Here is an 18,081-nt window from a genome sequence, read left to right on the forward strand (position 1 = left end):
GGACTTTGACCCCGGACCGTGACGTATCTCGCAGGTGCCGTGAACAACTCACAGCCGCCCAAAGGGACACAGGGCCGATAAACGCTGCGGCCGGTGAAACGGCTGCGGCCGGTCGCAGCCCCGTCCCGCCAGGGTTGCGACCGGCCGGCCTTGCCTGGGCGGGCCAGGTGCGCCCGCCCACGCCTCCCGCCGCTTACGCCGCCACGGGCTGCTTCGCCTCCGCCGCCGGAACCGCCGCGGACTCGTCGGAGCCGGTGGCCACGCCGTCCGGGGCCGTCTTGCGCAGGCCCTTGAGGACGATGACCAGGCCTGCCGTGATCGCCGTACCGATGGCGATGGCCAGCAGGTAGAGAAGCGGGCTGCCGATCAGCGGGACCACGAAGATGCCGCCGTGCGGGGCGCGCAGCGTGGCGCCGAAGGCCATCGACAGGGCGCCGGTGACAGCGCCGCCCGCCATCGAGGCCGGGATGACACGCAGCGGGTCCGCCGCGGCGAACGGGATCGCGCCTTCGGAGATGAAGGAGGCACCGAGGACCCAGGCGGCCTTGCCGTTCTCGCGTTCGGTCTGGGTGAAGAGCTTCTTACGGACGGTGGTCGCCAGCGCCATGCCCAGCGGCGGGACCATGCCCGCGGCCATCACGGCGGCCATGATCTGCATCGCGGAGTCGCTGGGGTCCTGGACGGCGATGCCGGCGGTGGCGAAGGCGTACGCGACCTTGTTGACCGGGCCGCCGAGGTCGAAGCACATCATCAGGCCGAGCAGGACGCCGAGCAGGACGGCGTTGGTACCGGAGAGGCCGGAGAGCCAGTCCGTCATGCCCTTCTGGGCCTCCGCGATGGGCTTGCCGATCACGACGAACATCAGGAAGCCGACGACGATCGAGGAGATCAGAGGGATCACCACGACCGGCATGATGCCGCGCATCACCGGCGGGATCTTGATCCGCTGGATCGCGAGGACCACGCCACCCGCCAGCAGGCCGGCGGCCAGACCGCCGAGGAAGCCCGCGGCGATGTTGGAAGCGATCATTCCGCCGACGAAGCCGGGGACGAGACCCGGGCGGTCCGCCATGCCGTAAGCGATGTATCCGGCGAGGACGGGGATGAGGAAGCCGAAGGCGACCTGACCGATCTGGAGCAGCAGGGCGCCCCAGCTGTCGACCTGGGTCCAGGAGAAGTGCTCCATGACCGAGGGCGCCTTGGTGATCTCCCAGCCGCCGATGGCGAAGCCGAGAGCGATCAGCAGACCGCCCGCCGCGACGAACGGGACCATGTAGCTCACGCCGGTCATCAGCCACTTGCGCAGCTTGGTGCCGTAGCCGTCGCCGGACTCACCGGCCCGCTCGACCGGCGTACCCGCGGCGCCCCCCGTCACCTCACCGCGCGCCGCCTTGCCGCGCACGTCGCCGATCAGTTCCGCGGGACGGTTGATGCCCGCCTTCACGCCGACGTCGACGGTCGGCTTGCCGGCGAAACGGTCCTTGTCGCGTACGGGTACGTCATGGGCGAAGATCACGCCGTCCGCCGCAGCGATGACGGCCGGGTCGAGCCGGGTGAAGCCGGCCGAGCCCTGCGTCTCGACGACGAGTTCGACGCCCGCCTCGCGGCCCGCCTTCTCCAGCGACTCGGCCGCCATGTACGTGTGGGCGATACCGGTCGGACAGGAGGTGACGGCGACGATCCGGAAGGGGTGCTCGCCCTCGCCGGGAGTGTTGCCCGTGGCGGCGTCGGAGGAGGCCGCCCCCGACGCCGCCACGGAGTCTGCGGAGGTGTCCACGGAGGCACCCACGGCGCTCTTCGCGCCCTCGGAAGCACCGCCCGAGCCCTCGGAGGCGTCCGCGCCCCCGGCGTCCGGCGCGTCCCCGCGGATCAGCGCCGCCGCGCCCGCCGCGTCCCCCGCCGAGCGCAGCGCGTCGGTGAACTCGGAGTTCATCAACTGCCGCGCCAGCGAGGACAGGATCGTCAGATGGGCGTCGTCGGCACCGGCGGGCGCCGCGATCAGGAAGATCAGGTCGGCGGGACCGTCCGGCGCGCCGAAGTCGATCCCGGCCGCACTGCGCCCGAAGGCGAGCGTCGGCTCGGTGACGTGCTCGCTGCGGCAGTGCGGGATGCCGATGCCGCCGTCGAGACCGGTCGGCATCTGTGCCTCGCGGGCGGCCACGTCGGCGAGGAAGCCCTCCAGGTCGGTCACCCGGCCCAGGGTCACCATGCGCTGGGCGAGGGCGCGTGCCGCCGCTTCCTTGGTGTCGGCGGACAGGTCGAGATCGACCAGGTCCGCGGTGATCATGTCGCTCATCGCGGGCTCCTTCGCACGCGTGTCGCCCGGGGGGAGAGGTGGGCGAGGGCGGGGGTGGGGACGGGGGTACGGGTGGGGAAACAGGGGGTGGTGGGGGCGGAACCGGGGAAGCCCCGCCCCCACCGGGCGGCAGGGCGGCTCAGGTGGCCCCGCCTCCCACAGGCCGCGGCGAGTAACGGGGAGCCTCGCCGCTTCATGGCCGGTCCATCGGGGAGCGCGCCGCGCGCCATGGGCGCCGGCACCGTCGTACCTGTGCCGCGCGCCACCGGCGCCGACACCGTCGTGGAAGCCGTCAGGTCGTTCATGACACCGGCTCCTTCAGCACACGGTCCACGGGCACCTCGGATGTCACCGAGACCGCGGCCGGGTCCAGGTCGTCCGGCGTCGGCATCACGCTGCCCGGCAGCTGTACCGCCGCCGCGCCGTGCGCGACCGCCGAGGCCAGGGCCTTCGGGCCGCTGCCGCCGGCGATCAGGAAGCCGGCCAGGGAGGAGTCGCCGGCGCCCACGTTGCTGCGGACGACGTCCACCCGCGCGCTCGCGAACCAGGTGCCCGCGCCGTCCACGAGCAGCTGTCCGTCCGCGCCCAGGCTCGCGAGCACGGCACGTGCGCCCATCTCGCGCAGCTCCTCGGCCGCCTTCACCGCGTCGCCCACGGTCGACAGGGGGCGCCCGACGGCTTCCGCGAGCTCCTCCGCGTTCGGCTTCACCACGTCGGGCCGCTCACGCAGCGCCTCCAGCAGCGCCCGCCCCGAGGTGTCCAGCGCGATCCGCGCGCCCCCGGCGTGCGCCCGCGCGACCACCTCGGCATACCACGACGGCCCGAGCCCCCGCGGCAGGCTCCCGCAGCACGCGATCCAGTCCGCGTCGCGCGACTGCGTCCGCACCGTCTCCAGGAGCAGCTCCTGCTCCTGCGCCGACAGCTCGGGACCCGGCGCGTTGATCTTCGTGAGCACCCCGTCCGCCTCCGCGAGCGCGATGTTCGAGCGGGTGGCGCCCGCGACCGGGACCGGCGCGACCTCGATGCCCTGGGCGTCGAGCAGATCCGCCACGAGCGCCCCCGGCGCACCGCCCAGGGGCAGTACGGCGACCGTGCGCTGCCCGGCGGCCGCCACGGCGCGCGAGACGTTCACGCCCTTGCCGCCGGGGTCCATGCGCTCGCCGGTCGCGCGGATGACCTCGCCGCGCTCCAGTGACGGAACCTCGTACGTGCGGTCCAGGGACGGGTTCGGGGTGACGGTGAGGATCATGCGCGCACTACTTCCGTGCCGCCGCGTTCGATCGCGAGGGCGTCTTCGGGGCTCAGCCCGCTGTCGGTGATCAGCAGGTCCACGTCGCTCAGGTCGCCGAAGCGGGCGAAGTGCTCCTGGCCGTGCTTGGCGGAGTCGGCGAGCAGCACCACGCGGCGGGCGGCGGCCACGGCCGCCCGCTTCACCGCGGCCTCGGCGAGGTCGGGGGTGGTCAGACCGTGGTCGGCGGAGAAGCCGTTGGCCGCCACGAAGAGGACATCGGCCCGGATCTCGCCGTACGCGCGGAGCGCCCAGGCGTCAACGGCCGCGCGCGTACGGTGCCGCACGCGCCCCCCGACGAGGTGGAGCTGGATGCCGGGGTGGTCCGCGAGGCGGGCCGCGATCGGCAGGCTGTGGGTGACGACGGTGAGGGAGGCCTCCAGCGGGATGGCGGCGGCGAGGCGCGCCACCGTCGTGCCGGCGTCGAGGATCAGGGTGCCCTCGGTCGGCAGTTCCGCGAGGGCGGCCTTGGCGATGTGGTCCTTCTCGTCGGCCGCCGTCGTCTCGCGCTCGGCGAGGTCCGGCTCGAAGTCGAGGCGCCCGGCGGGGATGGCACCGCCGTGCACCCGGCGGAGCAGGCCCGCGCGGTCGAGGGCCTTGAGGTCCCGGCGGATCGTCTCCGCGGTGACCTGGAACTCCTCGGCCAGCGACACCACGTCCACCCGCCCGCCGTCACGCGCGAGCCGGAGGATCTCCTGCTGCCGTTCCGGTGCGTACATGTCCGTTCGCCTCCGCCTCACCGTCCGGTCGCTCCCGACCGATGCCCGAACTTGTGGTTCAGCACGGGAGGCTACGCCCGGATTTCCGGAAAGTAAACAGGTTCGGGCATCATCCGGACATGAACGGGCGCGAAGGTCGGGCATGAACGGACGTCCGGCCCGCCCCCGGACCATCCGTCGGGCCTGCTCACGGCAGACGGAAGGCCCGGCGCCCCGGGTGGAACCCAGGTGCCGGGCCTTTTCCCCCGCCTTCAGACGAGCTCCGGCTCCTTCTCCCCCACGGGACCCGCGGGACCCGCGGAGGTGCCCGCCGCCTCGGCCCCCTCCAGGTGCTGCACCGCCCGCTTCGGCAGCGCGAACATCAGCAGGAAGATCACGCCCATCACCGCGGCCACCCACCACAGCGCGTGCTGGAAGGCGTTCACGAAGGCCGGGCCCACGTCGACGGGCCGCAGATCGTCGTCGATCGTGCCGAAGAAGACCACCGAGACCAGGCCGAGTCCGAGCGCGTTGCCCATCTGCTGCACGGTGTTGATCAGCCCCGACGCCGAGCCGGCGTGCTCACGCGGGACGCCCGAGAGCACCATGTCGGTCAGCGGGGCGAAGATCAGGCCCATACCGACGCCCATCACGACCAGGGGCAGGGCCATCTGCCAGGGGGCGATGGACATGCCGTAGCGGTCGGCCTCCCAGAGGTAGAGCAGCACACCCGCCGCCAGGGTGAGCGCGCCCGCCTGGAGCACCTTGCGGCCGAAGCGCGGAACCAGCTTCTGCACGGACAGGCCGGCCGCCACGGAGACCGCGATCGAGAAGGGGACGCCGGTCAGACCCGCCTTCAGCGGACGCCAGCCCAGACCGGTCTGCATGTAGAGCGTCCACACCAGGAAGAAGATGCCGAGCGCGATCCCGAACACGGTCTGCACCGCGATGCCCGCCGCGAAGCTCTTCACCTTGAACAGCGACAGTTCGACCAGCGGGGAGCCGTCCCGCGCGCTCTTGCGCCGCTCGTACGCCACCAGCGCACCGAAGACGAGGACCGCACCGCCCATCGACAGATGTCCCCACAGCGGCCAGTCCAGCTCGCGGCCGCGGGTCAGCGGGTAGAGCAGCATGAGCAGGCCCAGCGTCACCAGGGCGACGCCCACCAGGTCCAGCTTCAGCGCGCGCGGCGCCCTGGACTCGGTGATGTAGCGGCTGCCGAGGATCAGACCCGCGATGCCGACCGGCAGGTTGATGAGGAAGATCGGGCGCCACTCCAGGCCGAACAGGTTCCACTCCGTCAGCAGCGCCCCGAGCAGCGGTCCGGACACCGCGCCCAGGCCCACGATCGCGCCGAAGAGCCCGAACACCTTGCCGCGCTCGTGGGCCGGGAACGTCGCGTGCACGATCGACAGCACCTGCGGCACCATCAGCGCCGCCATGCCGCCCTGCAGGATCCGCGCGGCGACCAGCATCTCCGGGTTCGCGGCGAAACCGCACAGCGCGGAGGCGACGGTGAAGCCGCCGATGCCGACGAGGAACAGCCGCTTGCGGCCGTGGATGTCGCCGAGCCGTCCGCCGGTGATGAGACCGGCGGCGAAGGCGAGCGCGTAGCCGGCGGTGATCCACTGGATCTGGCTGACGGACGCGCCCGCCTCGGCCTGGATGGACGGAATCGCGATGTTGACGATCGTGACGTCGACGAGGTCCATGAAGGCCGCGGTCATCACGATCGCGAGGGCGAACCAGCGACGGCGGTCGGGCTGCGACGGCTGGCTTGTCGGGCTGTCCACAAGGGGTTCGGTGGAGGTCATGGCTCGAAGCTACGACCGCATTAGGTCAGGTCGTGTCCTAGTTCTACGGCATCCTCGAACTCATGACGACGGACACCCCGGCACGGCTGCTCCAGCTCCTCTCCCTCCTCCAGACCCCGCGGGAATGGCCGGGAGGCGAGCTCTCCGATCGCCTCGGCGTCTCCCGCCGTACCGTGCGGCGCGACATCGACCGGCTGCGCGAGCTGGGCTATCCCGTGCAGGCGACGAAGGGGGCCGACGGCGGCTACCGGCTGGTCGCGGGGAAGGCGATGCCGCCCCTGGTCCTCGACGACGAGGAGGCGGTGGCGATCGCGGTGGGGCTGCGGGCCGGGGCCGGGCACGCGCTGGAGGGCGTCGACGAGGCGTCGGTGCGGGCGCTGGCGAAGCTGGAGCAGGTGCTGCCGTCCCGGCTGCGTCACCGGGTGTCGACCCTGCAGGCCGCGACCACACCGCTGACCAGCGGGGACGGGGCGAGCATCGCGCCGGAGACGCTGACCGTGATGGCCTCCACCGTGGCCGGTCACGAGCGGCTGCGGTTCGCCTACCGGGCGAAGGACGGGGCCGACTCGCGGCGCGTGGTCGAGCCGTACCGGCTGGTGTCGACGGGGCGGCGGTGGTACCTCGTCGCCTACGACCTCGATCGCGCCGACTGGCGGACCTTCCGGGTCGACCGGGTGAGCGAGCCGTTCGCGACCGGGGCGCGGTTCGCTCCGCGGGAGCTGCCGACGGGAAGCGCGGCGGAGTATCTGCGGCAGTCGATGTACCGGTGGCAGGAGACGTACGCGATCGACGTGACCTTCGAGGCGCCGGCCTCCCACATCGCGGCGCGGCTGCCGAAGTGGTTCGGGGAGCCGGAGGAGCTGGGGGAAGGGCGGTGCCGGCTGCGGGCGACCGTGGGCGATGCCGTGGAGTGGCTGGCGGTCCGGCTGGCGATGGTGGACTGCGAGTTCACGGTGCGGGAGCCCGAGGAGCTCGTGCGGTGCGTACGGGACCTGGGCGGGCGGCTGAGCCGGGCGGCGGGTGGGTGACCCGGCCGGGCCGAACCGCACCCGGGGCGGACGGCGCCGCGGCATGCTGGACGGCGGGCTTCCCCGTACCTGAACTCCGGGGATGCCCGCCGGATGGCAGATTGTGTCACATGGGCATAGCTTGCCGGTGTGAGCGGGCCCACGCGGCCGCCCGCTCCCGGGGAGGCCGCCGTCCCGAAAAGGGCAGAGCCGGACTCCGGCACCCGGGGGGAGAGCGCCGAAGTCCGGCTCGCGGAGAGTCCCGGCGCCGGGGGGAGTGCGGCGGGACTTGGTCTAGGGCCCGGACTGTCGCCCGGGACCCGAACTCATGGGCCCTGAAGTCTTTTTCCCAGGGTCCTGCCTGTTGAAGCGGCCTGACACCGCCGTGTTTGCGCCTTTCACGACCCGGCGCACGCGGGCACACGGCTCTTGAGGCGAGCCGTGTCCCAGCCCTTACGCCGCCGCGTCGAACCCGGTGTCCCGGGCGAGCTTCTTCAGCTCCAGCAGCGCGTGCTTCTCGATCTGCCGGATGCGCTCGCGCGTCAGCCCGTGCTCCTTGCCGACCTCGGTCAGCGTGCGCTCCCGGCCGTCCTCGATGCCGTAGCGCATCTTGATGATGGAGGCCGTGCGCTGGTCGAGGCGGCCGATCAGGTCGTCCAGCTCCTCGCTGCGCAGCAGCGTCAGCACCGACTGCTCCGGGGAGACCGCGGAGGTGTCCTCGAGCAGGTCGCCGAACTGGGTGTCGCCGTCGTCGTCCACCGCCATGTTCAGCGAGACCGGGTCACGGGCCCAGTCCAGCACGTCGACCACGCGGTCGGCGTTGGAGCCGAGCTCGGCGGCGATCTCCGCCGGCTCCGGGTCGCGGCCGTGCTCGCGGTTGAACTCGCGCTGCACGCGGCGGATCCGGCCCAGCTCCTCGACCAGGTGGACGGGGAGGCGGATGGTGCGGGACTGGTCCGCTATCGAGCGGGTGATGGCCTGCCGGATCCACCAGGTCGCGTACGTCGAGAACTTGAAGCCCTTGCGGTAGTCGAACTTCTCGACCGCGCGCACCAGACCGGCATTGCCCTCCTGGATCAGGTCGAGCAGGGGCAGACCGGCACGGGGGTAGCGGCGCGCGACAGCGACGACCAGACGGAGGTTCGAGCGGATGAAGACGTCCTTGGCCCGCTCGGACTCGTCGACCAGCGCCTCGAGCTCCTCACGGGTGGCGTCCGCCTTGGACTCCTCGAATCCGTCGAGGAGCTGCTGGGCGAACACACCCGCCTCGATGATCTGTGACAGCTCGACCTCCTTGGCGGCGTCGAGCAGCGGCGTACGCGCGATCTCGTCGAGGTACATGCCGACCAGGTCGCGATCGGCGATCTCGCCGCCATGGGCGCGAACACTGCTTGCCGCGTCGGTCCCGCCATTGGCGGACTTACGACGGGCGACGGCACGGGTTGCCATGCGTGCTCCCTTGCGATGGTGGGCTGGCGGGTGGTCCTGTCGGGGCCTGGCACCGTCCTGGCACTGTCCTCGGGTGCCCTGCTTCCGATGGAAACAACGACTGGAATCAGGACAGAATTCCCCACCCGCTCGCCTATTTTTCTGATCATGCAGTACCCTGTCCGGCCACACGGGGAGGCCAGTTGATGACAGAGCGTGCAGAGGTGCAGGTCAGGCCGGGAGTCGAGGGTGACCTCACGGCCCTCACCGACATCTACAACCACTACGTACGTGAGACGCCGATCACCTTCGACACCTCCGTCTTCACTCCGGAGGAGCGCCGCCCCTGGCTGCTCTCCCACCCTGAAGACGGTCCGCATCCCCTAAAAGTTGCCGCGGACGCGGACTCACAGGAAATTCTGGGCTACGCCACATCCAGCCCGTTCCGCGCGAAGCCCGCCTACGCGACCTCGGTCGAGGTGACGGTCTACCTCGCCCCGCACGCGGGCGGCCGCGGTATCGGCACGCTCCTCTACAAGGCCCTGTTCGAGTCGCTGGCCGCCGAGGACGTCCATCGGGCCTACGCCGGGATCGCCCAGCCCAACGAGGCCTCGCGGCGGCTGCACGAGCGCTTCGGCTTCCGGCACGTCGGGACGTACCGCGAGGTCGGGAGGAAGTTCGGCCGCTACTGGGACGTGGCCTGGTACGAGAAGGAGCTGTGAGCGGGTCTCAGCCGAACTGCACGGACCGCTTCGCCAGGCCCAGCCAGAACCCGTCGATCACCGACTTCTGGTCCCCCAGCTCACCGGTCGCTTCGGCGGCCCCCATCGTCACGAACAGGGGTGCGAAGTGCTCGGTGCGCGGGTGGGCGAGGTGGCCGGCCGGGGACTTGTGGAGGAAGTCGAGCAGGGAGTCCACGTCGCCCTTGTCCAGCGCGTGGTGGCCCCAGTCGTCGAACTCCGCCGACCACGCGGGGATGCCGCCCTGGCGCAGCGCGGCCAGGTTGTGGGTGAAGAACCCGGAGCCCACGATCAGCACGCCCTCGTCGCGCAGCGGGGCGAGCTTGCGCCCGATCTCCATGAGCCTGACGGGGTCGAGGGTGGGCATGGAGATCTGCAGGACCGGGATGTCGGCCTCGGGGAACATCTCGACGAGCGGGACGTAGGCGCCGTGGTCGAGGCCGCGGTCCGGGATGTCCTGGACGGGGATGCCCGGGGCGCGCAGCAGCTTGCGGACGGACTCGGCGAGTTGCGGGGCGCCGGGAGCCGCGTACTTCACCTGGTAGTAGTGCTCGGGGAAGCCCCAGAAGTCGTAGACGAGCGGGACCGTCTCCACCGCGCCCAGCGCGAGGGGGGCCTCTTCCCAGTGCGCGGAGACCATGAGGATCGCCTTGGGGCGCGGGAGGTCCGCGGACCAGGCGGCGAGCTGGCCGGGCCAGACCGGGTCGTCGGCGAGGGGTGGGGCGCCGTGGCTGAGGTAGAGCGCGGGCATGCGTTCCTGGATGGCGGCGGACATGGCGCGGTTCCCTCCGGACGATGTTGCTTGAAGTCTAAAACGTCTGATGAAAAAAGTGTACGTCGAACTTGTTTAACATTCAAGGAGAGCTCTCGTACGATGGGACATATGAACACGGCATCTCCATCCCCGACCGCTGAAGAGCCACGCTGGCTGACCGCCGAGGAGCAGCTCGTCTGGCGCTCCTACGTCCATGCGACCACTCTTCTCGAAGACCATATGGACCGCCAGCTCCAGCGTGACGCGGGCATGCCGCACATCTACTACGGCCTTCTCGTCAAGCTCGCCGAGTCCCCGGAGGAGCGGCTGCGCATGACCGAGCTGGCCATGCACGCCAAGATCACCCGTTCCCGGCTCTCGCACGCCGTCGCCCGCCTGGAGAAGAACGGCTGGGTCCGGCGCGAGGACTGCCCCTCCGACAAGCGCGGCCAGTTCGCGGTGCTGACGGAGCAGGGCCGGGAGCAGCTCGCGCAGGCCGCGCCGGGCCATGTGGCCGTCGTACGCAACGCCGTGTTCGACCGGCTCACCCCGGAACAGCAGAAGTCCCTCGGCGAGATCATGCAGATCGTCGCCGAGGGACTCCAGCCCAACGAAGCGGGTGCGGACCTGCCCTGGCTCCGCTGAGCCGCTCACTCAGCACAACCAGGGCAGATCCTGGGGTCCGTACGTGCGAAGCGTCCCCGTCCCCGCACGTACGAACGGCCCGAAGGGGTACGACCTCACGGTCGTCGCCGGTGACTCAGTGAGCCACGACCGGTACCGGCAGCTCGTTCTCCGCGCCTTCGCCGGAGCCGGTCACGGCCGACATGTCCGGCTTGCCGGCGTTGACCAGGACCACCACGATGGCCGCGGCGAGAGCCAGCATGCCGACGGCGAACCAGATCGCGTTGGTGTAGCCGTGCACCTGGCCCTGGAGCTGGACCAGCTGCTGCTGCGAGCGGGTGCTCGCGGAGCCGATGTGGTCGCTGATGTAGGAGGTCGTGGCCGACGCGGCGATCGTGTTCAGCAGAGCCGTACCGATCGCGCCGCCCACCTGCTGCGAGGTGTTGACCATCGCGGAGGCGACACCGGCGTCACGGGGCTCGACGCCCAGGGTGGCCAGGGACATGGCGGGCATGAACGCCGTACCCATGCCGAGACCGAGCAGCAGCATCGCGGGCAGGATGATCGAGGCGTACGACGAGCCGATCTCCAGCTGCGTCATGAAGAGCATGCCGATCGCGGCGACCAGGAAGCCGGGGCCCATCAGCGCGCGGGCCGGCAGCCGGGTCATCAGGCGGGTGCCGATCTGGGTGGAGCCGACCATCATGCCGACGATCATCGGCATGAAGGCGAAGCCGGTCTTGATCGGCGTGTAGCCCTTCACGATCTGCAGGTAGTAGGTCAGGAAGAGGAAGGTGCCGAACATCGCGATGATCGCGATACCGAGCGAGAGGTAGACACCGCCGCGGTTGCGGTCGGTGACGACGCGCAGGGGCAGCAGCGGGGCCTTGACCTTGGCCTCGGTGATGACGAAGGCGATCAGCAGCACCGCGGAGGCGACGAACATGCCCACGGTCGTGGAGTCGCCCCAGCCGTTGGACTCGGCGCGGGTGAAGCCGTAGACCAGCGCGACCAGGCCCAGGGTGGAGAGCAGGACGCCGGGTATGTCGAGCGGGTTGCGGTTGCGGCCGCCCTCGGGCTCGCGGATGACGAAGTACGCGCCGAGCGCGGCGACGATCGCGAACGGGATGTTGACGAAGAACGTCCAGCGCCAGTTCATGTACTCGGTCAGCACACCGCCGAGGATGAAGCCCACGGCGCCACCGCCACCGGCGATCGCACCGTAGATGCCGAACGCCTTGGCACGCTCCTTGGCGTCCGTGAACATCACGGCGAGCAGGGAGAGCGCGGCGGGCGCGAGCAGGGCACCGAAGACACCCTGGAGGGCGCGGGCGCCGAACATCATCGCCTCGTTGGTGGCGGCACCGCCGAGCGCGGAGGCCGCGGCGAAACCGATCAGACCGACGACGAAGGCGTTCTTGCGGCCCCACAGGTCGGCGATCCGGCCGCCGAACAGGAGCAGACCGCCGAAGGCGAGCGCGTAGGCCGTGACGACCCACTGCCGGTTGCCGTCGGAGATGCCCAGGTCGGTCTGGGCGGAGGGCAGGGCGATGTTCACGATGGTCGCGTCGAGGACGACCATCAGCTGGGCGAGCGCGATGAAGATGAGCGCTTTCCAGCGGTTGGGGTCGCCGGTGACGGCGGCCGAGCCGGGAGCCTTGGAGGTTGTTTCAGACATGGGGTTACCCACTTCGGGACTTCGTGACGGAAAAAAGGAGTGGCAAGGGGACGGTCCGTCGTCGATGACGGCCGGTGAACGTCGGTCTTCTTGACTGCTGTGAAGCTCTGAACTAATCGGTCAGGCCTGGCGCAGGTCCTCCATGGTCATGGCCGTGCCCGGCAGGACGGAGCGGGCCGGGGCCCGCAGTCCGTCGAGGAACAGCTGCAGATGGCGGTGGACGAAGCGGTCGGTGTTGAGGCAGGCGGCACCGAACGGGGGCCGGCTGAGCTGGGCCACGACGATCATGAGGTCGCCGGACTCCACGTCGGTGCGGAGCTGTCCGGCCGCCTTGGCGCGGTCCATGAGCTCCACGATCAGCTCCTCGCACCGCAGCCGCGCTGCCTCCAGGTCCGGGTGGTTCTGGTCGAAGGTGCTCTGGATCATCGGGCACAGTGCGCTGACCCGCTCGTCGGCGGAGGTGTGCACGAAGCGTTCCAGAGCCTCGAAGGCGTCCCCGGTCTCGGCGAGCGCGAGCTCGGCCGCCTCCGTCGTCCGGTCCATGACGGAGCAGACGACCTCGCGGACGAGTGCGTCGCGGTCGGGGAAGTTGCGGTACACCGTGGCGTTTCCGACGCCGGCGCGGCGGGCGATCTCGTCGAGCGGCACATCCGGGCCGAACTCGGTGAACATCTCCTGGGCGGCGGTGACGATGCGCTCCCGGTTGCGCAGGGCGTCGGCGCGGGGCCGGGTCACCTTCTTCTGCACAGTGGTCGCGGTCACGGTGTGCTCCTCGGGCAGGTGGTTGGCGATCCGGGGAGGCTTTCCCCGTTTCGCGCGGACACAGGTCTAAACGGGGAGACGCTCCCCGGTTATTTCAGGTTGAGGGAGAGTTTTCATGTGACCTGAGTCACAAGACCCGATCCGAGAAACCCACGTTCGGTCTCCTCCAGCGCGCGCCCCCGCATCCCTTCGACACAGGGTGATCGAAAGGGTGCAGCCCGTGGAACCGCGGCTGCCGTGGACGGAGAGGGCCGTGCATGCAGCAGACCAGCCGTCGGATACGTCCGCGCCGCCTGGCCGCCCTCGTGTCGGTGACCGCGCTGACGCTCGGGGTGTGCACCTCGGCCGGCACCGGACACCTCAGGGCGCTGCCCACGCCGGCCGGAGCCGGACCGATCGCGCTGGCCCGCAGCTCGGCCCACGGCCCCTGCATGATCCGCGGCACCGCCGCCGTCCAGATGTCGGAGGGCCTCCCGACCCCCGGCGGCTACTCCCGCTCCACCGGCACCGTCCGCGCCCTCACCCTGATGATCGACTTCTCGGACGCGCCCGGCCGCGGCAGGGCCCTTGACCGCTTCGACGAGTTCTTCCCGCAGACCCAGGACTGGTTCCGCACCAGCTCCTACGGCCGCCTCGACTACCGCGCCGAGACACCGATCCCCGGGTGGCTGCGCATGCCGAAGTCCTTCGCGTCCTACGGCATAGAGCGCGGCGCCCCCTTCGACCCCGGCTACCGGGACCTGGTCCAGGACATCGTGGCCGCCGCCGACCCGAAGGTGGACTTCCGGTCGTACGACTTCCTGAACGTGCTCGTCACCCCGAACGCCGGCCCCTCCGCGCTGGACACGGTCCTGTCGGTGACCTTCGCCGGCAACCCGGACGCCCCGGTCGCCGACGGCGTCCCGGTCGCCAACGCGTCCTTCGTCTACTCCCGCCAGGACGACGGCTCCGGCTCCTACGCGCGGACCGGCTACCGCGTCCTGCCCCACGAGAACGGCCATGTCTTCGGCCTGCCCGACCTCTACACGGCCAACGGCGGGGGCGCGGTCGGCCACTGGGACATCATGAGCGAGGACTGGGGCGCCAACAACGACCTCCTCGGCTGGCACAAGTGGAAGCTGGGCTGGCTGGACGCCTCCCAGGTCAGCTGTGTGACGACGCCGGGCACGACCGAGTACACGCTGACCCCGCTGGCCCGCGAGGGCGGCGCCAAGCTGCTCTTCGTCCCGGTCAGCGGGCGCACCGGATACGCCGTCGAGCTGCGTACCCGCGAGGGCAACGACGAGGCCGTGTGCCGGCCCGGCCTGCTGATCTACAAGGTCGATGCGGACGTGGACACCGGCATGGGACCGGTGACGGTCCACGACTCCGAGCGCGACTCCGGCGGCTGCACGCGCAGCCCGAACGTCCACGCGGAGCTCTCCGACGCCCCCTTCGCGCCCGGCGAGGGCTTCGAGGACCGCCGCAAGGGCATCCGGATCACGGTGGCGGGGGCGGATCTGGCCGGGGACTACCGGGTGCGGGTGACGCGGCGGTGAGGACGGGCAGGTCGGGATTACGGTAGGCCTCCTGCGACCGCCGTACGGAGAGCCGATGCCCGCGAAGACGACCATGGACGCCCTGACAGGCTCCGCCGCCGTACCCGCGGAGGCGGTCACGCCGCTGATCCGCGGTGTCGCCGTGCTGCGGGAGCTCACCGAGGCGGGCGGCACCCTGAGCCCGAGCGCGCTGGAACGGGCCACGGGCCTCGCCCGCTCCACGGTCGACCGCATCAACTCGACGCTGGCCCGCATGGGATACGTCCGCCTGGACGGCCGTGACGTGCTGCTCGCCCCCCGTCTGATGGAACTCGGCAACGCCTATCTGGCCGCCCTGCGCCTGCCGGCGCTGCTGTCGGGGCGGGCGGACGCGCTCGCCGACGAGCTGGACGAGTCCGTGTCGCTGGCGGTCGCCGACCGCGACGGCATCCGCTTCATCCACCAGGCCACCCGCCGCCGCGCGATGTCCCTGAGCTTCCGCATCGGCGACCTGCTCCCGGCCGAACGCACCGCGCCCGGCGCCCTGTTCGCGGCGGAGTGGGACGAGCCGGAGTGGCGGGCCTGGCGCGCCCGCCGGGCGGCGGACCCCCGGGACCAGGGCTTCCCGGCCGTACCCCCGCGGGCTGCGTCCTTCCGGGGGGCGACCCCCGGGGCCCCGGCAGAAGAGCAGGTCCGCGGGGATGAGCGGCACGGGCCGCTCAGCGCGGACCTCGGTGAACACGCCGCTCCGGACGAGGAGTTCGATCAGCGGGTCCGGGACGCCGCCTCGGCGGGCTGGGCCCTGGACGACCAGTTGATCGAACCGGGTCTGGTGGCGGTCGCGGTCCCCGTACGGGATCCTCGTACCGGACGGATCGCGTGCGCGGCGAGCGTGGTGAGCCACACCAGCCGGCACACCGCGGCGGGCCTGCGCGACACCCTGCTGCCGCGGCTGCGGGCGGCGGTGGCGGACATGGAGCGGGAGCTGCGGGAGACGGAGCCCGCCGTGACCGGGACCCCGTCGGGGCTGGCGATCTGGACCGGCGCGTCCAAGCAGGAACTCGGCAGGGAGTTCATCGAGTCCCTGGCCCGGGGTCTGACGGTCCTGACCGCCTTCGGCGAGGGCCGGGCCTCCCTGACCCTGACGGAGGTGGCGAAGGCGACGGGCCTGGCGCGGGCGACGGCACGCAGGGCCCTGATCACCTACGAGCACCTGGGCCTGGTGACGGCGACCCCGCACCGCACGTTCACGCTGACGCCCCGGGTGCTGTCGCTCGGCTTCCCGCCCCTGTCCCGCACGTCCTTGCCGCAGATCGCGACACCGCATCTGATGGCGCTGACGTCCCGGATCCACGAGTCGGCGTCGCTGGCGGTGCTGACCCCTTCCGGCGAGGAGATCCAGTACACGGCGAGGGTGGCGACGAACCGCGTGATGAGCGTGAACCTCACGGTCGGCACCCGGCTCCCGGCCTACGCGACCTCCATGGGCCGTGTGCTCCTCTCCGACGTCCCCGCGGCACGGCGCACACTCGGCGAGCTGCGCCCGCTGACGTCCCGCACCCTGACGGACCCCAGGGCGCTCGCGCGGGTCCTCACCGACGTACGGACCCAGGGCCACGCCCTCGTCGACGAGGAACTGGAGGAGGGCCTGCGCTCGATCGCGGTTCCCGTGCGGGACCGTACGGGCCGGGTGGTGGCGGCCCTGAACACGGCGATGCACACGACCAGGCGTACGCCCGCGGAGTGCGTGACGGACCTGCTGCCCGAACTGCGGGCGACGGCGACGGCCATCGAGCGGGACTTCCACACGGCGGGCAGGTTCACGCGGGTGCCGACGGCGTGAGGTCCTGGACGGCCGAGTCGTGCTCTGCGGCCCGCCCCCAACCCGCTGATCGCCGACCCGTCACCCGCTACACTGGCCGCGGTGCCACGGGCCTACCGGCCCGCACCATGCCTTCGTAGCTCAGGGGATAGAGCACGGCTCTCCTAAAGCCGGTGTCGCAGGTTCGAATCCTGCCGAGGGCACCACCCGAAAGGCCCCGGACCGATCATGGTCCGGGGCCTTTCGCGTCGGGCTCGCGCCGCTACTTGAGTTCGTCGGCGGTGAAGTACTCGTCCGAGATCAGCACGTCGTAGTTGGACTTGTCGACGCTCGTGGGCTGCAGGAGGACGGCGGGTACGGGCTTGACGCCGTTCTTGTAGGTCACGGAGTCGTCGATCGAGACCACGCGGTCGTTGAGTATCTCGTCGACCATGTTCGCGGCGGCGTCGGCGAGTCGGCGGACGTCCTTGTAGACGGTCTGCGACTGCCCGCCCGCGATGATCGACTTCACCGAGGCCAGTTCGGCGTCCTGGCCGGTGACGACGGGGAGGGGCTTGGCGCCGGTGCCGTAGCCGTCCAGGGTCAGCGCGGCCAGGACGCCCCTGGAGATGCCGTCGTAGGGCGACAGGACCGCGTCGACCTTCTTGGTGCCGTAGGACCCGTTGAGGATGTCGGTCATGCGCTTCTGCGCGGTGGGCCCGTCCCAGCGCAGGGTGGTGATCTTCTCGAGCTCGGTCTGGCCGGACGGGACGATCAGCTGCTTGCTGTCCAGGAACGGCTGGAGGAGCGCCATCGACCCGTCGAAGAAGTACTTGGTGTTGTTGTCGTCGGGGGAACCGGCGAACAGCTCGATGTTGAACGGGCCCTCGCCGTCCTCCAGGCCGAGCTTCTCGATGATGAAGTGGGCCTGCATCCGGCCGACCATCTCGTTGTCGAAGGAGACGTAGTAGTCGACGTCCTTGGTGCCGAGGATGAGCCGGTCGTAGGCGATCACCGGAATCTCCGCGGCGGCCGCCTTCTTCAGCACCCCGTTCAGCGACGTGTTGTCGATGGCCGCGATGACCAGCGCGTCGACGCCCTGCTGGATCAGTTTCTCGATCTGGGAGACCTGGGCCTTCGGGTCGTCGTCGCCGTAGACCAGCTTGGTCTTGTACTCCATGCCCTTCAGGCCCTGGACGAGGGTCTTGCCGTCGGTGAGCCAGCGCTCGGAGGCGCGGGTCGGCATGGCGATGCCGACGGTGCCGCCCACGGAGCCGGCCCCGGAGGTGCCCGCCGAGCTGCCCTCGCTCTCCTTGCCGCAGGCGGACAACGGGAAGGCGAGTAAAGCGGCTCCGGCGAGGACGGCTCTTCGATTGAGCATCGTGATCGTTCCTTGTTCTTCTCGTCGTTGAGACAGTCAAGGGCGAGTGATCAGCCGGCGGACTTCACTCAAGCCGTTCGAAATGTCGTCGCATGATCGGAATATTGGCGAGGACAGTAAGGGGAGGTGCACGTGGTGTCAACGGTGTGAACAGGAACGGTCACAGAAAGGTGCGATCAGAGGGGATGATGAGGAGATCAGGAGCCCTGGTGGCGGCCCGGCCATGCCCAGGAGTCATCAAAGCGTCGTCACTCCGATATGGACGACTGCCCCGCGCGGGGTCGCGCGGGCGC

The 18,081-nt window shown here is 70.8% G+C and carries 14 protein-coding genes and 1 tRNA gene; 6 read left to right on the forward strand and 9 right to left on the reverse strand.

Going from position 1 to position 18,081, the window contains the following annotated elements; translation table 11 throughout:
* Positions 1-193 precede the first annotated feature (193 nt).
* From OG381_RS21220 to OG381_RS21235, 4 genes are all read right to left on the reverse strand, one after another.
* Positions 194-2,296: a PTS fructose transporter subunit IIABC gene (locus tag OG381_RS21220; protein ID WP_327717643.1), complete on the reverse strand. Its 2,103-nt coding sequence runs from the start codon at positions 2,294-2,296 to the stop codon at positions 194-196.
* A gap of 301 nt (positions 2,297-2,597) precedes the next feature.
* A complete protein-coding gene (gene pfkB, locus OG381_RS21225; RefSeq protein ID WP_327717644.1) occupies positions 2,598-3,545 on the reverse strand; it encodes a 1-phosphofructokinase in 948 nt (315 codons plus the stop codon).
* Positions 3,542-4,303 carry a DeoR/GlpR family DNA-binding transcription regulator gene (locus OG381_RS21230; RefSeq protein WP_046262157.1) on the reverse strand — a complete coding sequence of 254 codons (762 nt, stop codon included), beginning with the start codon at positions 4,301-4,303 and terminating at the stop codon, positions 3,542-3,544. The genes pfkB and OG381_RS21230 overlap by 4 nt, the downstream gene beginning before the upstream one ends.
* Before the next feature lie 251 nt (positions 4,304-4,554).
* Positions 4,555-6,096 carry an MFS transporter gene (locus OG381_RS21235; RefSeq protein ID WP_327717646.1) on the reverse strand — a complete coding sequence of 514 codons (1,542 nt, stop codon included), beginning with the start codon at positions 6,094-6,096 and terminating at the stop codon, positions 4,555-4,557.
* A 62-nt stretch (positions 6,097-6,158) separates the two neighbouring features.
* On the opposite strand from OG381_RS21235, the gene OG381_RS21240 reads away from it, so the two are divergent.
* Positions 6,159-7,124 (forward strand): helix-turn-helix transcriptional regulator, encoded by a 966-nt coding sequence (locus OG381_RS21240; RefSeq protein WP_307029482.1) that lies wholly within the window; start codon positions 6,159-6,161, stop codon positions 7,122-7,124.
* A gap of 432 nt (positions 7,125-7,556) precedes the next feature.
* On the opposite strand, the gene OG381_RS21245 is transcribed toward OG381_RS21240, so the two are convergent.
* Positions 7,557-8,552 (reverse strand): sigma-70 family RNA polymerase sigma factor, encoded by a 996-nt coding sequence (locus OG381_RS21245; protein WP_327717648.1) that lies wholly within the window; start codon positions 8,550-8,552, stop codon positions 7,557-7,559.
* 185 nt (positions 8,553-8,737) lie between these two features.
* Between OG381_RS21245 and OG381_RS21250 the strand changes: the two genes are divergently transcribed.
* A complete protein-coding gene (locus OG381_RS21250) occupies positions 8,738-9,253 on the forward strand; it encodes a GNAT family N-acetyltransferase (protein WP_327717650.1) in 516 nt (171 codons plus the stop codon).
* 7 nt (positions 9,254-9,260) lie between these two features.
* Here OG381_RS21250 and OG381_RS21255 read toward each other — a convergent pair whose 3' ends face one another.
* Entirely contained in the window at positions 9,261-10,046 is a 786-nt protein-coding gene (locus OG381_RS21255) for a dioxygenase family protein (protein ID WP_327717651.1), read from the reverse strand.
* A gap of 99 nt (positions 10,047-10,145) precedes the next feature.
* On the opposite strand from OG381_RS21255, the gene OG381_RS21260 reads away from it, so the two are divergent.
* Positions 10,146-10,670: a MarR family winged helix-turn-helix transcriptional regulator gene (locus OG381_RS21260; RefSeq protein ID WP_443061919.1), complete on the forward strand. Its 525-nt coding sequence runs from the start codon at positions 10,146-10,148 to the stop codon at positions 10,668-10,670.
* 115 nt (positions 10,671-10,785) lie between these two features.
* Here OG381_RS21260 and OG381_RS21265 read toward each other — a convergent pair whose 3' ends face one another.
* Together OG381_RS21265 and OG381_RS21270 are read right to left on the reverse strand one after the other, a co-directional pair.
* The gene (locus tag OG381_RS21265) at positions 10,786-12,327 is read right to left on the reverse strand and encodes an MFS transporter (RefSeq protein WP_327717653.1); all 1,542 of its coding nucleotides are present in this window, start codon (positions 12,325-12,327) and stop codon (positions 10,786-10,788) included.
* A gap of 120 nt (positions 12,328-12,447) precedes the next feature.
* Positions 12,448-13,089 (reverse strand): TetR/AcrR family transcriptional regulator, encoded by a 642-nt coding sequence (locus OG381_RS21270; RefSeq protein WP_327717654.1) that lies wholly within the window; start codon positions 13,087-13,089, stop codon positions 12,448-12,450.
* A 257-nt stretch (positions 13,090-13,346) separates the two neighbouring features.
* On the opposite strand from OG381_RS21270, the gene OG381_RS21275 reads away from it, so the two are divergent.
* The 3 genes from OG381_RS21275 to OG381_RS21285 all read left to right on the forward strand — a co-directional run bounded on the left by OG381_RS21275 (position 13,347) and on the right by OG381_RS21285 (position 16,634).
* Positions 13,347-14,627: a M6 family metalloprotease domain-containing protein gene (locus OG381_RS21275; RefSeq protein ID WP_327717655.1), complete on the forward strand. Its 1,281-nt coding sequence runs from the start codon at positions 13,347-13,349 to the stop codon at positions 14,625-14,627.
* A 55-nt stretch (positions 14,628-14,682) separates the two neighbouring features.
* On the forward strand, positions 14,683-16,449 hold the full coding sequence (locus OG381_RS21280) for an IclR family transcriptional regulator domain-containing protein (protein WP_327717656.1): 1,767 nt from the start codon (positions 14,683-14,685) through the stop codon (positions 16,447-16,449).
* A gap of 109 nt (positions 16,450-16,558) precedes the next feature.
* Positions 16,559-16,634: transfer RNA gene (locus tag OG381_RS21285), tRNA-Arg, on the forward strand.
* Positions 16,635-16,690: 56 nt separating this feature from the next.
* On the opposite strand, the gene chvE is transcribed toward OG381_RS21285, so the two are convergent.
* Positions 16,691-17,788, reverse strand: coding sequence for a multiple monosaccharide ABC transporter substrate-binding protein (gene chvE, locus OG381_RS21290; protein ID WP_327717657.1), 1,098 nt, complete (start codon positions 17,786-17,788; stop codon positions 16,691-16,693).
* Positions 17,789-18,081: the final 293 nt, after the last annotated feature.

This window comes from Streptomyces sp. NBC_00490 (assembly GCF_036013645.1).
Taxonomy (GTDB): Bacteria; Actinomycetota; Actinomycetes; order Streptomycetales; family Streptomycetaceae; genus Streptomyces; species Streptomyces canus_F.

Excerpts from the sequence above, each read along its gene's own strand:
- OG381_RS21220 (WP_327717643.1), bottom strand. The coding sequence starts at position 2,296 with ATGAGCGACATGATCACCGCGGACCTGGTCGATCTCGACCTGTCCGCC.
- pfkB (WP_327717644.1), bottom strand. The coding sequence starts at position 3,545 with ATGATCCTCACCGTCACCCCGAACCCGTCCCTGGACCGCACGTACGAG.
- OG381_RS21230 (WP_046262157.1), bottom strand. The coding sequence starts at position 4,303 with ATGTACGCACCGGAACGGCAGCAGGAGATCCTCCGGCTCGCGCGTGAC.
- OG381_RS21235 (WP_327717646.1), bottom strand. The coding sequence starts at position 6,096 with ATGACCTCCACCGAACCCCTTGTGGACAGCCCGACAAGCCAGCCGTCG.
- OG381_RS21240 (WP_307029482.1), top strand. The coding sequence starts at position 6,159 with ATGACGACGGACACCCCGGCACGGCTGCTCCAGCTCCTCTCCCTCCTC.
- OG381_RS21245 (WP_327717648.1), bottom strand. The coding sequence starts at position 8,552 with ATGGCAACCCGTGCCGTCGCCCGTCGTAAGTCCGCCAATGGCGGGACC.
- OG381_RS21250 (WP_327717650.1), top strand. The coding sequence starts at position 8,738 with ATGACAGAGCGTGCAGAGGTGCAGGTCAGGCCGGGAGTCGAGGGTGAC.
- OG381_RS21255 (WP_327717651.1), bottom strand. The coding sequence starts at position 10,046 with ATGTCCGCCGCCATCCAGGAACGCATGCCCGCGCTCTACCTCAGCCAC.
- OG381_RS21260 (WP_443061919.1), top strand. The coding sequence starts at position 10,146 with ATGGGACATATGAACACGGCATCTCCATCCCCGACCGCTGAAGAGCCA.
- OG381_RS21265 (WP_327717653.1), bottom strand. The coding sequence starts at position 12,327 with ATGTCTGAAACAACCTCCAAGGCTCCCGGCTCGGCCGCCGTCACCGGC.
- OG381_RS21275 (WP_327717655.1), top strand. The coding sequence starts at position 13,347 with ATGCAGCAGACCAGCCGTCGGATACGTCCGCGCCGCCTGGCCGCCCTC.
- OG381_RS21280 (WP_327717656.1), top strand. The coding sequence starts at position 14,683 with ATGCCCGCGAAGACGACCATGGACGCCCTGACAGGCTCCGCCGCCGTA.
- chvE (WP_327717657.1), bottom strand. The coding sequence starts at position 17,788 with ATGCTCAATCGAAGAGCCGTCCTCGCCGGAGCCGCTTTACTCGCCTTC.